Origin of the sequence: uncultured Haliea sp., from assembly GCF_963973825.1 — a bacterium.
Lineage (GTDB): Bacteria > Pseudomonadota > Gammaproteobacteria > Pseudomonadales > Halieaceae > Haliea.
This window is the reverse complement of sequence record NZ_CAXBAE010000001.1, coordinates 194,281-208,646: the sequence shown is the minus strand read 5'-3', so window position 1 is coordinate 208,646 and position 14,366 is coordinate 194,281. Positions and strand designations below refer to the sequence as shown.

The 14,366-nt window shown below is 64.3% G+C and carries 13 protein-coding genes; 8 read left to right on the top strand and 5 right to left on the bottom strand.

The features are described 5' to 3' along the window. Nucleotides 1–31 precede the first annotated feature (31 nt). From npdG to ung, 5 genes are read left to right on the top strand one after another with little or no spacing between them, the layout of a single operon-like run. Nucleotides 32–715 (top strand): NADPH-dependent F420 reductase, encoded by a 684-nt coding sequence (npdG, locus tag AACZ17_RS00965; protein ID WP_290744253.1) that lies wholly within the window; start codon nt 32–34, stop codon nt 713–715. Beyond that, nucleotides 712–1,479, top strand: a complete 768-nt coding sequence (cofE, locus tag AACZ17_RS00960; RefSeq protein ID WP_290744251.1) for a coenzyme F420-0:L-glutamate ligase — start codon at nt 712–714, stop codon at nt 1,477–1,479. Before npdG ends, cofE begins: the two co-directional genes overlap by 4 nt. Then, nucleotides 1,476–2,435 (top strand): 2-phospho-L-lactate transferase, encoded by a 960-nt coding sequence (gene cofD, locus AACZ17_RS00955; protein ID WP_290744249.1) that lies wholly within the window; start codon nt 1,476–1,478, stop codon nt 2,433–2,435. The genes cofE and cofD overlap by 4 nt, the downstream gene beginning before the upstream one ends. Further along, entirely contained in the window at nt 2,432–5,665 is a 3,234-nt protein-coding gene (gene cofH, locus AACZ17_RS00950) for a 5-amino-6-(D-ribitylamino)uracil--L-tyrosine 4-hydroxyphenyl transferase CofH (protein ID WP_290744247.1), read from the top strand. The genes cofD and cofH overlap by 4 nt, the downstream gene beginning before the upstream one ends. A gap of 3 nt (nt 5,666–5,668) precedes the next feature. Beyond that, entirely contained in the window at nt 5,669–6,370 is a 702-nt protein-coding gene (gene ung, locus AACZ17_RS00945; RefSeq protein ID WP_290744245.1) for a uracil-DNA glycosylase, read from the top strand. Here the strand turns inward: ung and AACZ17_RS00940 are convergent. Beyond that, complete coding sequence (locus AACZ17_RS00940) at nt 6,349–7,320, bottom strand: hypothetical protein (protein ID WP_290744243.1); 972 nt, start codon at nt 7,318–7,320, stop codon at nt 6,349–6,351. The two genes, ung and AACZ17_RS00940, sit on opposite strands and share 22 nt — an antisense overlap. A 110-nt stretch (nt 7,321–7,430) precedes the next feature. On the opposite strand from AACZ17_RS00940, the gene AACZ17_RS00935 reads away from it, so the two are divergent. After that, nucleotides 7,431–7,691, top strand: a complete 261-nt coding sequence (locus tag AACZ17_RS00935; RefSeq protein ID WP_290744241.1) for a succinate dehydrogenase assembly factor 2 — start codon at nt 7,431–7,433, stop codon at nt 7,689–7,691. Continuing rightward, nucleotides 7,648–8,091 (top strand): hypothetical protein, encoded by a 444-nt coding sequence (locus AACZ17_RS00930; protein WP_290744239.1) that lies wholly within the window; start codon nt 7,648–7,650, stop codon nt 8,089–8,091. The genes AACZ17_RS00935 and AACZ17_RS00930 overlap by 44 nt, the downstream gene beginning before the upstream one ends. Here AACZ17_RS00930 and AACZ17_RS00925 read toward each other — a convergent pair. Beyond that, nucleotides 8,088–9,785 carry a carboxypeptidase gene (locus AACZ17_RS00925; protein WP_290744237.1) on the bottom strand — a complete coding sequence of 566 codons (1,698 nt, stop codon included), beginning with the start codon at nt 9,783–9,785 and terminating at the stop codon, nt 8,088–8,090. The two genes, AACZ17_RS00930 and AACZ17_RS00925, sit on opposite strands and share 4 nt — an antisense overlap. Before the next feature lie 54 nt (nt 9,786–9,839). On the opposite strand from AACZ17_RS00925, the gene AACZ17_RS00920 reads away from it, so the two are divergent. Further along, a complete protein-coding gene (locus AACZ17_RS00920) occupies nt 9,840–11,399 on the top strand; it encodes an arylsulfatase (protein WP_339637550.1) in 1,560 nt (519 codons plus the stop codon). A gap of 85 nt (nt 11,400–11,484) precedes the next feature. Here the strand turns inward: AACZ17_RS00920 and AACZ17_RS00915 are convergent, their stop codons facing one another. The 3 genes from AACZ17_RS00915 to nadB all read right to left on the bottom strand — a co-directional run bounded on the left by AACZ17_RS00915 (nt 11,485) and on the right by nadB (nt 14,171). Next, a complete protein-coding gene (locus AACZ17_RS00915; RefSeq protein ID WP_290744235.1) occupies nt 11,485–12,060 on the bottom strand; it encodes a CBS domain-containing protein in 576 nt (191 codons plus the stop codon). 68 nt (nt 12,061–12,128) lie between these two features. Further along, nucleotides 12,129–12,446 carry a hypothetical protein gene (locus AACZ17_RS00910; RefSeq protein WP_290744233.1) on the bottom strand — a complete coding sequence of 106 codons (318 nt, stop codon included), beginning with the start codon at nt 12,444–12,446 and terminating at the stop codon, nt 12,129–12,131. 117 nt (nt 12,447–12,563) lie between these two features. Next, nucleotides 12,564–14,171, bottom strand: a complete 1,608-nt coding sequence (gene nadB, locus AACZ17_RS00905; RefSeq protein WP_290744231.1) for an L-aspartate oxidase — start codon at nt 14,169–14,171, stop codon at nt 12,564–12,566. Between the last annotated feature and the right edge of the window lie 195 nt (nt 14,172–14,366).

Here is a 14,366-nt window from a genome sequence, read left to right as displayed (position 1 = left end):
CCTCCATCCAGCAACCAGGACGTAGACAGTTATGACAACAGAATCTCTTCCTGTACTCGCCATTCTTGGCGGTACCGGTGATCTCGGCACGGGTTTGGCGCGGCGTTGGGCGCAGGCGGGATATCGGGTCATCATCGGCTCGCGCACCCAGGAGAAAGCGGAGCAGGCCGCCAGTGACCTGCGCCAGGTGATGGCTGCGCGCGGTGCTACGGTGAACGTGGAGTCCATGGAGAACCTGGCGGCTGCCGAGGCTGCGGATATCGTCGCGATCACGGTGCCCTTCAGCCACCAGAAGAGCACCCTGGAGCTGGTCGCACCGGCCCTGCAAGGCAAGATCCTGATCGACGTCACCGTGCCGCTGGTGCCGCCACGCGTGGCCCGCGTGCAGCTGCCGCCTGAGGGCAGCGCGGGCCAGATCGCACAGGACCTTCTTGGCGAGGGTGTGGACGTGGTCTCCGCGTTCCAGAACGTGGCCGCAGCGCACCTGCAGGATGAAGGGGCGGTGGATTGTGATGTGCTGGTGTGTGGCAACAAGAAGGAAGCCCGCGCTGCGGTCATTACCCTGGTCGAGGCGGCGGGTTTGCGCGGCTTCCACGCCGGTATGATCGCCAATGCCGCTGCAGCGGAAGCGCTGACCTCGGTACTGATCACGATCAACAAACAGTACAGTTGCCACGCCGGTATCCGCATCTCCGGTCTGGACAGCCATGGATGAGTGCACGGCTTGAACTGATTCCCCTGGAGGGCTTTCCCGAAGTCGCACCGGGGGATGACCTTGCCGCACTGATTTACGCCAGCCTCCAGCACAACCGCCTGCAGTTGCAGGACGGCGACGTGCTTGTGCTGGCGCAGAAAATCGTCTCCAAGGCGGAGAACCGCTACCGTCGGCTCGCTGACGTTGTCCCCGGCGAACGCGCTCTCGAACTTGCCCGCGAGGCGGACAAGGATCCCCGGCTGGTACAGCTGATTCTCGATGAATCGCAGGCGGTCTTGCGCGTGCGCAAGGGGGTCATCATTGTCGAGCACCGTGAGGGGTATGTGCATGCCAACGCCGGCATCGACCGCTCCAATATCCAGAACGCCACTGACGACCCCCGGGTGCTGCTGTTGCCAGAGGACAGCAATGCGTCCGCGGCGCGCCTGCGCGACAACCTGGGCGTGCTCTGCGGCTTGCGTCCCCAGGTGATCATCAACGACAGCGCCGGCCGGGCCTGGCGGGTCGGTACGGTGGGGCTGGCACTGGGCACCGCGGGTCTCGATCCCTTGTTCAACCAGATTGGGGGTTGTGACCGCTTTGGTAACCGGCTGGAAGTGACGGAGCCGGCTGTGGCCGATGAGCTGGCCGCGGCGGCATCGCTGGTGCAAGGCCAGGCGGCTGAGGGCCTGCCGGTGGTGCTGGCCCGCGGTGCGCGCCTGCGCGCGTCCTCGCGGGACGCGCGTGCGCTGCTGCGGCCCCGTGAGCAGGACATGTTCCGGTGAGCACGACCGCTGCAGGTCCCGTGCTGGCGCTGTCCGGTGGGGTGGGCGGTGCTAAGCTGTGCCTGGGGTTGAGTGATTGCCTGCCGGCAGAGCGCCTGCACATCGCCTGCAATACCGGAGACGATTTCCAGCACCTCGGCTTGACCATCTGCCCGGATATCGACACGGTGCTGTACACCCTGTCAGGGCGCAACGATACGACCCGGGGCTGGGGGCTGGCCGGGGAGACCTGGGAGGTGCTGCAGGCGCTGCAGACCCTGGAAGCTGACACCTGGTTTCGCCTGGGCGACCGGGACCTCGCGACACACCTCTGGCGCGCCGGCGAACTGGCGCGCGGCGGGACCCTGTCCGCCGTGACGGCTGAACTGGCCCGCCGCCTGGGTGTGCGGGCGCAGGTCTACCCCATGAGCGATGATCCGGTGCCTACCCTGGTGCAGACCGATGCGGGGGAACTGGCATTTCAGGAGTACTTCGTGCGTGAACAGTGTCGTCCGCGGGTCAGTGGTTTCCGCTTCCGTGATATCGATACCGCCCGGTTGCAGCCTTCACTGGCCGCGCTCTGCAGCGCGTCCGATCTGGCTGGCGTGATTATTTGTCCTTCCAATCCCTTTGTGAGTATCGACCCGATACTGCAGCTGGACAATTTCTGGCAGACCCTGAGACAGTGCAACACCCGTGTTGTGGCGGTCGCCCCTATTGTTGCCGGGCAGGCGTTGAAAGGTCCCGCGGCGAAGATGATGGCGGAACTCGGGATGCCGGTGACCGCCGGCGGCGTGGCAGAACACTACGCGCGGCATTACCCCGGCCTCGTCACGACGTTTGTTATCGACCACAGTGACGCTACACTGGCAGCGGAGATTGCGGCGCTTGGAATGGAGGTGCAGGTGAGATCAACCGTCATGCAGGAGCGCGCGAGCAAACAGGCGCTGGCGAAGACCTGCCTGGAGCTGCTGTGACGTCGCCGCTGCACGTGGTGCTGCCATTGAAGCAGCTGGAAACGGCGAAGACCCGTCTGGCCGAGGCGCTGCCACCGGCACAGCGACGGGCGCTGGTGCTGGCGATGGCTGGCGATGTCGTGGGTGTGCTCTCAGCACATCCGGGCGTGGCCTCGATTACCCTCATTTCAGACGCCCCGGAGGCAGGTACCCTGGCCACTGGTGGCAAGGTTCGCCTCTGGTCGGAATCCTCCCTGCTCGCGACCCCCGCTGCGGCAGGGGCGCCGCTGCAGGCGCTCAACCTGGCGCTGGAAGCGGCCTGCGAGCGGTTGCGTGCCGACGTTGTGCCTGCAGATGCCCTGCTGATGGTCATGCATGCCGACCTGCCATTTCTCACCCCCGAAGATATCGACGCTGCACTCGCCCGAAAGGAAGCGGGGAGTGGCTTGTTGGTGGCCTGTGATGAGGCGGGCACTGGAACCAACCTGTTGCTGTTCAGAGCGGACCTGCGGCCAGCGTTTTCGTTTGGCGGCGACTCCTGCGCGCGACACCTCGAGTGGGCCCGCCGGCAGGGCCTTGCGGCGGGTTCACTGTTGCGCGCCGGGCTGGCGCGCGATATCGACACCCCGCGTGACCTGGAGCGTCTGCGAGCCGCGCCGGAGACCATTCCCGGTGCGTTGACCCGTGCCTGGGCAGGGCAGTCTGCCCCCGCGAGACAACTGGCGGGTGCGACGGCGGCAGCGGCACCGCGCTTCGATCTGACCGCTTTGCGCACCGAACTCATGCGCGGTGTACAGCCCTCCGAGGCGGCCTGCCTGTCCCTCGCGGAGTGCACCGATACGCCCGGCCTGGTGGCACTCGCAGGTGAGCTTCGCGACCGTGGTCACGGCCAGGTGGTGACCTACTCGCGCAAGGTGTTTGTGCCCCTCACGCGCCTGTGCCGCGATGTCTGCCACTACTGCACCTTCGCCACGACCCCCCGGCAGGTCGCGGCGCCTTACCTCAGTGTTGACGAGGTGCTGGCGCTGTGCCGCGCCGGTGCGGCGCAGGGGTGCCAGGAAGCGCTGCTGACGCTGGGTGAAAGGCCCGAGTTGCGCTACCGGGCGGCGCGCGAGGCACTGGCCGAGATGGGTTTCGCCACAACGCTCGAATACGTGGCGCATGTCGCTGGACGTATCCTCGAAGAAACCGGCTTGCTGCCGCATATCAACGCGGGCTGCATGACAGCGGAAGAAATCGCCGCGCTGCGACCGGTCAGTGCGTCTATGGGCATCATGCTGGAGTCTGCCTCCGAACGCCTGTGTGCAAAGGGCATGCCGCACTACGGGTCACCGGATAAACTGCCTGCGGAGCGCCTGCGCACTCTGCAGTTGGCCGGCGAGGCTTCAGTGCCGTTCACTTCCGGTATTCTTATCGGTATTGGTGAGACCCGGCGTGAACGTATTGAGTCCCTGCTGGCGCTGCGCCGGCTGCACCAGCAGCACGGGCATTTGCAGGAAGTGATTGTGCAGAACTTCCGTGCCAAGCCCGGTACCCTGATGGCCGGTGCGCCGGAACCCGACCTGGAAGACCTGCTCTGGACCCTGGCCGTGGCGCGCATCCTCTTTGGTCCCGATATGAACCTGCAGGCGCCCCCCAATCTCAGCCCCGGCGTTCTGCCGCAATTGCTTGCAGCGGGTATCAACGATTGGGGTGGCGTCTCGCCGGTAACGCCAGACCACGTCAATCCCGAGGCCCCCTGGCCGCATCTGGACCACCTCGCCCGGGAGACGGCGGCGGCCGGTAAATTCCTGGAGCAGCGCCTGACGATCTACCCCGGCTATGTGCAGCAGGCATCACGGTGGCTCGACCCCGCCCTGCGCACCCCGGTGCTCAGGCTGCAGGATGCCGCCGGGTTTGCGCGGCGCGACAGTTGGGTTCCGGGAGAGGAGGCGCCTGTTCCGGCAGTTGAGGCAGCACTGCTTTCGTCGCCCCTGAACGCCTTTGCGGTTACGTCCGAACTGCGCGCCGTGGTGGAGCGATGCGAACGCGCGGAGCCCCTTGGCGAGGCTGATGTGGTGCGTCTTTTTGCGGCCCGTGGTCCCGAGTTCCGCTTTGTCGTTGAGGCAGCGGATCGCCTGCGCCGGGCGCGCTGTGGCGACGCGGTGAGCTATGTCATCAACCGCAATATCAACTACACCAACGTGTGCTACTTCAAATGCCAGTTCTGCGCATTTTCCAAGGGCAAGCACAACGAGGAACTGCGTGGCAGGCCCTACGATATCAGCGCCACCGAGATCGCGCGGCGCTGCCGCGAAGCCTGGGCGCGGGGTGCCACAGAGGTCTGCATGCAGGGTGGTATCCACCCGGATTACACGGGTCAGACCTATCTGGATATTCTGGCCACGGTACGGGCAGCGACTCCCGATATGCATATTCATGCATTCTCACCGCTGGAAGTGTGGCAGGGCGCCGCAACACTGGGTCTGCCGCTGGTGGATTACCTGCGCCAGCTCAAGGCTGCAGGTCTCGGAACCTTGCCGGGAACCGCGGCGGAAATCCTCGATGACGAGGTGCGAGCCACGCTGTGTCCGGACAAACTGAACACGGCGGAGTGGCTGGAGGTGATGGAAACGGCTCACAGCATCGGCTTCCGGACTACTGCAACCATCATGTACGGGCATATCGAACAGCCGCATCACTGGGCGCGACACCTGCTGCAGCTGCGCGCACTGCAGGCGCGCACCGGCGGATTTACCGAACTGGTGCCCTTGCCCTTCGTGCACATGGAAGCCCCGATGTTCCTGCGCGGCAAGGCCCGGCGCGGCCCAACCTTCCGCGAGGCGGTGCTCATGCACGCGGTTTCGCGGCTGGTGCTGAACGGCTTTATCGACAACATCCAGACCTCGTGGGTCAAGATGGGCGAGGCGGGCGTGGATGTCTGCCTGAACGCCGGTGCCAATGATCTCGGTGGTACCCTGATGAACGAGAGCATCACGCGGGCTGCCGGCGCGGCCCACGGCCAGGAGTGGGCACCCGCAGTGATGGAGGCGCGCATCCATGCACTCGGCCGCAGCCCACGACTGCGCACCACCCTGTATGGTGATGCAGCCGCGGAGCGCCGCATCGCGGCGGATGCAGCCATTCCCCTGGTGACGATAGAAAACGCCGACGCCGGGAAATTCGCCCGTGACAAACGGCTGTTGCCGCACGCCGATCTACCCGTCGCCACCCCGCCAGAGCAGGTGGTACTGATGGCGGCCTGTAACTGAGTCGTGGCCTCGCGTGTACAGCTTGAAGCGAGCTGGCTCAGGCATCTGGCCCCGGAGTTTGAAAAGCCCTACATGCGCGGACTCCGCGCTTTCCTGCAGGCGGAAAAGGCTGCCGGTGTACAGGTGTTCCCGCCGGGCGCCGAGATATTCAACGCCTTTGCGCACACCCCGCTGGAGCGCACACGGGTCGTGATACTGGGGCAGGACCCTTATCATGGCCCCGGCCAGGCCCACGGCCTGTGCTTTTCTGTGCGTCCTGGCGTTGCGCTGCCACCGTCGCTGCAGAATATCTTCAAGGAACTGGAACGAGACCTGGGCATACCGCGCCCGCAGCAGGGCTGCCTCATTCCCTGGGCAGATCAGGGAGTCCTGCTGCTGAACAGCGTGTTGACCGTCGCTGCGGGCCGCGCAGCCTCACATCAGGGCAAGGGCTGGGAAACCTTTACCGACTGCGTGGTGGACCTGGTCAACCGCCACTGCCGCGGCGTTGTGTTCATGCTCTGGGGCAGTTATGCCCAGCGCAAGGGCGCGGCCATTGACCGCGATCGCCACTGCGTACTGACCGCGCCCCATCCCTCGCCACTCAGCGCGCACCGTGGCTTTATTGGCTGCGGTCATTTCAGCGCGGCCAACACCTGGCTGGCTCGGCAAGGACAGCCGCCCATCGACTGGGAGCTGCCACCTCAGCCAAAAGGCACTGCATAGGGAAGCGGCAGAAGCGCCAGTGCGGTGCCCTTTTCGGCCGCGGTGAGCAGCCCGTCCTCCACTGCGGTCTCGGTCGTGGATACCAGGACCAGCTGTGCGCCACTGTCCGGACGCGCGGCATTGATGACCGTGCCGGCGGGCTGCGCCTGGCCGGCCCGGTACAGTGCATCACCCGCGCGCAGCGCAGTGCCAGCAGGCGCTGTCATAAGCAGCATGCGGCGCTTCGCCTTGCCCTTGTAGTGCATGCGTGCAATCACTTCCTGCCCGGGGTAACAGCCCTTGCGAAAGTTGATGTGGCCGATGAGGTCGTAATTCAGCTGTTGCGGCAGGAACTCGCCGCTGGTTGCGGCAGACAGCCGCGCGACACCCTGTCGCAGGGTGGCGGCCTGCCAGGCGCTTTCATCCGCCTGCAGGGCGAACTGTGCCTTGAGTGCGCTGAGCAACTCGCTCGCAGCGGCGCTGCGCACCCAGAGTTCCACGGCGTCGGGATCGCCCGTGGTTCGCAGGGCAATGGCGTCTGCACTGTGCGTCCAGATCAGTGGGGCTGCAGGAAACGCCGGGAGCCGCGCGCCCAACGCGCTGGCCAGCTCCCGCCCCTGAATCCCCAGCAGCTGCCAGTCCTCGCTCGCGTTGCGCAGCTGTACCTTGGAAAACACGGCGAAGCGACGCAGGTTGTCCAGTGTGCGCTCGAGTATCTCCGCGCGCAGGCGCAGCAGCAGCGTATCGGGTGCCGTGGCGAGAGCGACGAAATCGGCGAGCACGCGGCCCTGCGGGTTGCAGAAAGTACCGTAACAGGCGGCGTCCGATGCGAGCTGCCGAATGTCGCAGCTGGCCTGGTTGTGCAGGAAACTCACGGCATCGGGCCCGCTAACTTCCAGCAACGCTTCGGAAGCCAGGGGCGTCAGCAGTCGCTTGCTCTGGGGGCAGTCGGGGCTGTGTTGGTCTGTCACGGTATGCTTTGCACCTCCTGTCTGTGTACTGGGGCCACGGCTTGGCCGCGCGTGGCGACGACGGGCTATAATAGCGGCTTTTGATGTTTGCGTACCCAATGGGAGCTGTCATGCTCGACACGGAAGACCATAATCCCATGCGCTGGGCCAGCCGTCGCGGAATGCTGGAGCTCGATCTTGTGCTGGAGCCATTCGTCAACCAGTGCTACCCGCAGCTCGATGCCGTCGATCGGGAACGCTACCGTCAACTGATGCTCTGCGAGGATCAGGAATTGTTTGGCTGGTTCCTGCGCCGGGAGGTGCCCGAGGATCCGGAGCTGGCCGCCATTGTTCGCAGCATACTCACCTTCACTCGTCCTGACCTGGACTGACCGTCGACCACAACCCTGCTGGCGTCTGCTCTGCCTGCTGCTTCTGCTGGCCATCGCCGAGGTGGCCACGCGCGGGTATGGGGTGTATGCGCTGGCGGCGTTACCCGCCTGGGCGGTCATTGCCCGGGTGGGCATGCCGCGGCCCAGTTACCGCTGGCGCCTGGAGATCCATGCGCAGCAGTGCTGGTTGAGCGGCCCTTGCCGCAGCCCTTTGGCACCGGTCGCTTTTGAGCCGGATGCTGTCCTGCTGCCGCGTGTCTGCGTACTGGCCTGGGTGCCGCTGGGCAGCCGCCGACGCCACTATCTGTGGCTCTGGGGCGCTGACTTTGATGACGCCGACTACCGCGCACTGCGCCGCTGGTGGCTCGTCTACCGCCCTCGCGCAGCGCGTGTCCGCTAACGGATGAAGTGTGCGAGATCAGCCTTGAAGCGTTGCAGGGACGGAGGGTGCAGGTACATCATGTGTCCCGCCTCGTAGTACGCTTCGCTGATATTGCCGCGCAGCTTCTCCGGCAGATCCATATGTCGCAGGAAATGGCGCGTGGCACCCAGTGGGGTGGCCAGGTCGTAGTAGCCCTGCTGCACCAGCACGCGCATATTGGGGTTCTGGGTCATTGCAAAGGCCAGATCCACCGCCGTGTTGGCGACGGGCTGCGTGCCCACCGGGCCCGGATGGGTGTGTTCCTGGCTCCACGCCTGCCAGAGGTCTGCCGAGGTGATGTAGGTGAGGTCAGTCTTCACCCCGACCACCTCGCGATAGTAGTCGTTGAATGTGGCGACAAAGGCCGGGCCGACGGCGGGGAAAAAGGGATCATACATGAAGTCTTCGGCCACATGATTGATCCCGTCGCCGACAAAGCGGGAGTCGATGCGACCAACAGTTTTGCGCTGGCTGCGCAGCAATTCCTTGGCGAAGCGCGCCTCATCGATGCGCAGGTTGGCCCGCTCCCAGTAATCCGCGCTGATGCCGGTGAGTCGCTGCAGGCCGCGCAGCACCTCCTCGCGCGCCGCGGCGCTGGCGGCGTTGCCCTGCAGCAGCAGCGGCGCGTACTGCTCCAGCGCGAAGCGCTCGGCCTCTTCAATCATCGTTTCCAGCGACTCGGGGCGAAATTCGCTGACGCCGTGATACCAGGCCGTGGCGGCAAACGTGGACAGGTAGTTTACATAGGGCAGGTCGTTCGGGCTGCCCGCGCTGCCGGCGATGTAGTCCATGTAGGGTGAGACCAGCACCACCCCGTCCAGCGCAATGCTGTGCCGGTTGAGCAGATCCCAGGCCACACCGCCGCTGCGAGTGCCGCCGTAGCTCTCCCCGAGCAGATACTTGGGAGACGTCCAGCGGCCGTTTGCCGTAATGTAGCGCGCGATAAAGTCGGAGACTGTCTGGATATCCTTGCTGACGCCCCAGAAGTCTTCACCCTTGCCCTTGCCGACGGCGCGTGAGAATCCTGTGCCGACGGGGTCGATCATGACCAGATCAGCCTTGTCGAGAATACTGTGTTCATTGTTGGTGTAGCGAAAGGGCCCCCGGGTGCTGAAGGCGGTGTCTTCAACCACGGTGCGCTGCGGCCCGAGAATGCCCATGTGCAGCCACATCGAGGCGGAACCGGGCCCGCCGTTGTAGGCGAACAGCAGGGGGCGGCTGCGCTTGTCTGTGCCTGTCCGCACGTAGGCCGTGTAGCCGTAGTGCGCGATTACCTCGCCGTCGTCATTCTTCATCTCCAGTGTGCCGGCAGTTGCGCGATAGTCGATGTTCCTGCCGTCGATACGCACCCGCCCGCTGGTTTCGACGTGCAGGGGTGCCGGTACAGCTTGGGTTTTACTGGTCGTGCCTGCGCTGTCATCAGCGGCCGCCGGCGGCGGGGTCAGCAGCAGGACGGCACTGAAACAGAGTGTTGCCAGCAGGGATCGCAGGCTGATGTGGCAGGGGGTCATGTGGCCTTCCTCGGCAATGGGCGGGCGTAGCGTAGCAAGTCCTGCGCGGCGCGCAAGGGTGACAGCGGCGGGTTCCAAAGCGGTGGCGTGGGTGGGCAGCGGGTAGGCTGCGGGTTTGGGTATTTGTGCCCTGCCGAGGTCATTCCGCCGTTGCAGTGGCATCGCGGAGGCCTGTCGTGTCCTAATGGATGTCCAGTGTTTGACAGGATAATAAGGATGACTATGCGTAATCTGCTTCGCAGCTGGCTGCACCTGTGCGCGACGCTGCTCCTGCTGGGTGCGGGCACAGTGGTCGCGGCCGGCCAGAAACCCAATATTCTGGTGATCTGGGGGGACGATATCGGCTGGTCCAATCTCAGCGCCTACCATCAGGGTATGCTCGGTGGCAGTACGCCGAATATCGACCGCATCGCGCAGCAGGGCGCGCGTTTTACCGACTACTACGGTGAGCAGAGCTGCACCGCCGGGCGCTCCGCATTCATCACCGGCCAGCACCCCCTGCGTACGGGGCTGCTGAAGGTGGGCATGCCGGGCGCAGAAATCGGCCTGCAGGCTGAGGACCCCACCATTGCGGAACTGCTCAAGCCACATGGCTATGCCACCGGTCAGTTCGGCAAGAACCACCTTGGCGACAAGGACGAGTTCCTGCCCAGCAATCACGGCTTCGACGAGTTCTTCGGCAACCTCTACCATCTGAATGCCGAGGAAGAACCTGAGACGTATTTCTATCCGAAAGACCCGGAGTTCCGCAAACGCTTTGCACCGCGCGGTGTGATCCGTTCCTATGCGGATGGCCGCATTGAGGACACCGGTCCCTTGAGCCGCAAGCGCATGGAAACGGTGGACCAGGAGTTCACCGATGCGGCGATCGATTTTATGAGCCGCGCGCAGCGCGACGAGAAACCGTTTTTTGTCTGGTTCAATGCCACGCGCATGCACAACTGGACGCGCCTGGCGCCGAAGTGGGACGGCGCATCCGGTTACGGTTTGTACGCGGATGGCCTGATGGAGCACGACGACCACGTCGGGCAGCTGTTGGACACCCTGGACGCGATGGGCATCGCCGACAACACGATCGTGATCTACTCGACGGATAACGGTGCGCAAACCAATACCTACCCGGACGGGGGTGTTGAGCCGTTTCGCGGTGAGAAGGGTTCTACCTGGGAAGGGGGCTTCCGGGTGCCGGCAATGATCCGCTGGCCTGGTGTGGTCCAGCCGGGAACCATCATCAACGATATCTTCTCCCACCTCGACTGGCTGCCCACGCTGCTGACCGCCGTGGGTGAACCCGACATCAAGGACAAACTGCTGCGCGGACATCGCGCGGGCAACAAGACCTTCAAGGTCTATCTCGACGGCTACGACCAGACGGAACTGCTGGCTGGCAAGGGCCCCGGCAGGCGCAACAACCTGTTCTACTTTGACGACAACGCCAACTTCAATGCGCTGCGCTGGGGCGACTGGAAGCTGCATTTCGCCTGGGCCATGCAGGGCTGGAGCGGCCCGCGCGAGGCGCTGAATTTCCCGCGCATCATCAACCTGCGCAGCGACCCCTATGAAACGTCCATCGATTCCGGCCTGTACTCGCGCTTCTTTGCCGATCAGCTGTGGTTGTTCGTGCCGGTGCAGCAGGAGGTTGGCAAGTGGCTGGCCACGTTCCGCGATTTCCCGCCGCGGCAGCCGACGGCGAGTTTCACGATTGACCGCATCATGCAACAGATGCAGCAAATGCAGCAGATGCGCGCCACCGCCGCGCAGGCGGCAGGCGGCTGAGCCAGACGCTGATTCGCTGAGCGCTATCCCCCGGCCTGCGCCGGGTCCGAGCTGAGCCTGTGCTTCGGGCCCGCCCTGGCCGGCGCTAGTGCAGCAGGGCTTCGCAGATGTCGGCGAAAGAGCGGGCCTGGATGCGATCCTGATAGTCAACCTGTAGTCGCCGGGCGATCTGTCGCGCATCCAGCAGGCCGCGCAGGCTCACGCCGTCATTGGCAATCACCATCAGGTAGTCCTGGCCAAGGTGCTGCATGGTCTGCAGAATCCTGCCAACGTTGGCGTGCAACACCTGGTCATGCCGCACGCCCTGCAGCGTTGAGCAGGGCGTCATGACGTCGCCTACCGTCAGGTCCTGGCGCACCTTGCCGGTGGCAACAGCCACCTGCATGAGCCGCGATGAGACCAGGTCACGGCGCGTGATAATGCCTTTCAACTGTTCATCCATGTTGATGACCAGTTTCAGGCTGGCGTGCTCGCGGTCCAGCAGCATCAGGGCTTCGGCAATACCGGTGTTGCTTTCCAGCAGTGGGGGCGCGGTGAAGTCAAAATCCAGCAGGGCTTTACTGGCCGGGCTGGAAGGCTGCAGATCGCGCGGCAGTTCGGGCTGGTGAATGCGTTTGACCTCGGTCAGCGGCAGTGTGTGCAGTGATTTGTAAGCGTCCATTGAATATCTCCCGGGGCACACGCGAGCGTGGACCCTTGTTGTGTCAGAAAAAAGGGTGACGGAGAGATTCAGCGAACGGGCGGAGCCCTGGGGTTTTGGGGGGGATAGGGGTGTGCAGTGGCCGGTCTGCGCAGGGCGGTGCAGGCAGCAACGTGGTATCCGGTATCGACCAGCGCGGTGACTGCGCGACCGGGCAGTGCCGGCTCGCCTTTGCTGTCCTCGAACAGCGAGGTGTCGATGATGTCACCGTAGCTTGCCAGGCCCGCTCCGGTGTCGTTCGTCGCAGCCACTGAACTCAGTGCGCTACCGAGGGCGCAGATGAGCAGGAAGAACAGGGGAGCCAGCCCCTTCAGCCACTGCCTGTTTGCGTTGTGAATGCCCTGCATTGGCCAACACCCCTCAACCACCGGTAAAACGGTACACCCGATGTCGTGCGTGCTCTCAGCGGGAATAACGGTATTAATACAGGTTTCCCTGCACGGCGGCCGCTGGCGCAGCGCGCCTCAGCGGGCGCTGGACGGCATACCGGCGGCCGGTGCGTGGGGTATGAGCACGGTGTCCTCTGCCTGCTCCAGCAGTTCCGGGTAGTCGAGGGTGTAGTGCAGGCCACGGCTTTCCTTGCGTGCCTGCGCGCAACGGATCATCAGTTCCGCGACCATCGCCAGGTTGCGCAGTTCGAGCAGGTCATTGCTGACCTTGTAGTTGCTGTAATACTCGTTGATTTCATCCTGCAGCAGCCGGATGCGATGCTCCGCACGCGCCAGGCGTTTGTTGGTGCGCACGATGCCCACGTAATCCCACATGAACCGCCGCAGTTCGTCCCAGTTGTGCGAGATCACCACGTCCTCGTCGGAATCCGTTACCTGGCTCTCGTCCCAGGGTGGGGCGGGCCGCGGATCGGGGCAGGCCGCGATGGTGGCGGCGATATCCGCGGCGGCGGACTCGGCAAAGACAATGCACTCCAGCAATGAATTACTGGCCATGCGGTTGGCACCGTGCAGGCCTGTACAGGAGGCCTCGCCAATCACGTAGAGCCCGCTCACATCGCTGCGGCCGGCGGTGTCCACGATGACACCTCCACAGGTGTAGTGTGCAGCGGGTACCACCGGAATGGGTTCGCGTGCGATGTCGATACCCAGCTCCATGCAGCGGCTGGTGATGGTCGGGAAGTGCTCTTCGAGGAAGGCGCGCGGCTTGTGTGATATGTCGAGAAACACACAGTCCACGCCCAGTCGCTTCATCTCGTGGTCGATGGCCCGGGCCACGATATCCCGCGGCGCCAGCTCCGCGCGGGGATCGAAATTGTGCATGAACTGGCTGCCGTCCGGCAGCCGCAGTTTTCCGCCTTCGCCGCGAATCGCCTCGGTAATCAGGAAAGACTTCGCTTTGGGATGGTAGAGGCAGGTGGGGTGGAACTGGTTGAATTCCAGGTTCGCAACGCGACAGCCCGCGCGCCACGCCATGGCAATGCCGTCACCGCTGGCGCCGTCGGGATTACTCGTATACAGGTAGGCCTTGCTTGCACCGCCGGTGGCCAGCACTACGGCCCGGGCCTGGAACAGGTCGACACGGTCGCGTTCGCGGTCGAGGATATAGGCGCCCTCGCAGCGCCCCCCGTGGGTGACCAGGTCTACGGCGACCCGGTGGGGGAACACATCGATGTTGTCCGCGGCAAGCACGCGCTCGGTCAGTACCTCAGAAATTGCTCGACCGGTGCGATCAGCTGCGTGGATAATGCGCCGGTGACTGTGTCCACCCTCCATGGCGAGGTGAAACTCGCTTGACGCGCCGTGTCGCAGGTCGAAGTCCACACCCTGCTCCACCAGCCACTCGACACAGCGGCGACTGTGGCTGACGGTGAAGTGCACGGCCTCGTGGTTGCACAGGCCGGCGCCCGCGACCAGGGTGTCGGCGACGTGCGAATCCACGGTATCCGACGAATCCAGTACGGCGGCCATCCCGCCCTGGGCCCAGTAGGTTGAACCCTCATTGAGGTCTCCCTTGCAGACCAGGGCGACCCGCAAATGGCCAGGCAGGCGCAGCGCGGCGCTGAGTCCGGCAGCGCCGCCGCCAATGATCAGGACATCGTGTTGCAGGGAAGTGGCGGACATGAGTGGGTGCTTGCTGCCTCAGGATGTGAAATATATTATGTTGCTCAATAACTTACGTAACACAGCTTACAGCAGGTCACCGGGATGACGAGTATAAACGAGGTATCCCGGATTAAGGAAATACACCATTGTGGAACTTTTTGGGCAACAGCCCCTCTTACAGGCATCGTGGCGTGAGTGTGATTGTCCAAATAG

Excerpts from the sequence above, each read along its gene's own strand:
- nadB (WP_290744231.1), bottom strand. The coding sequence starts at position 14,171 with ATGTCCGCCACTTCCCTGCAACACGATGTCCTGATCATTGGCGGCGGC.
- AACZ17_RS00925 (WP_290744237.1), bottom strand. The coding sequence starts at position 9,785 with ATGCCACTGCAACGGCGGAATGACCTCGGCAGGGCACAAATACCCAAA.
- cofE (WP_290744251.1), top strand. The coding sequence starts at position 712 with ATGAGTGCACGGCTTGAACTGATTCCCCTGGAGGGCTTTCCCGAAGTC.
- AACZ17_RS00915 (WP_290744235.1), bottom strand. The coding sequence starts at position 12,060 with ATGGACGCTTACAAATCACTGCACACACTGCCGCTGACCGAGGTCAAA.
- npdG (WP_290744253.1), top strand. The coding sequence starts at position 32 with ATGACAACAGAATCTCTTCCTGTACTCGCCATTCTTGGCGGTACCGGT.
- AACZ17_RS00910 (WP_290744233.1), bottom strand. The coding sequence starts at position 12,446 with ATGCAGGGCATTCACAACGCAAACAGGCAGTGGCTGAAGGGGCTGGCT.
- AACZ17_RS00935 (WP_290744241.1), top strand. The coding sequence starts at position 7,431 with ATGCTCGACACGGAAGACCATAATCCCATGCGCTGGGCCAGCCGTCGC.
- AACZ17_RS00920 (WP_339637550.1), top strand. The coding sequence starts at position 9,840 with ATGACTATGCGTAATCTGCTTCGCAGCTGGCTGCACCTGTGCGCGACG.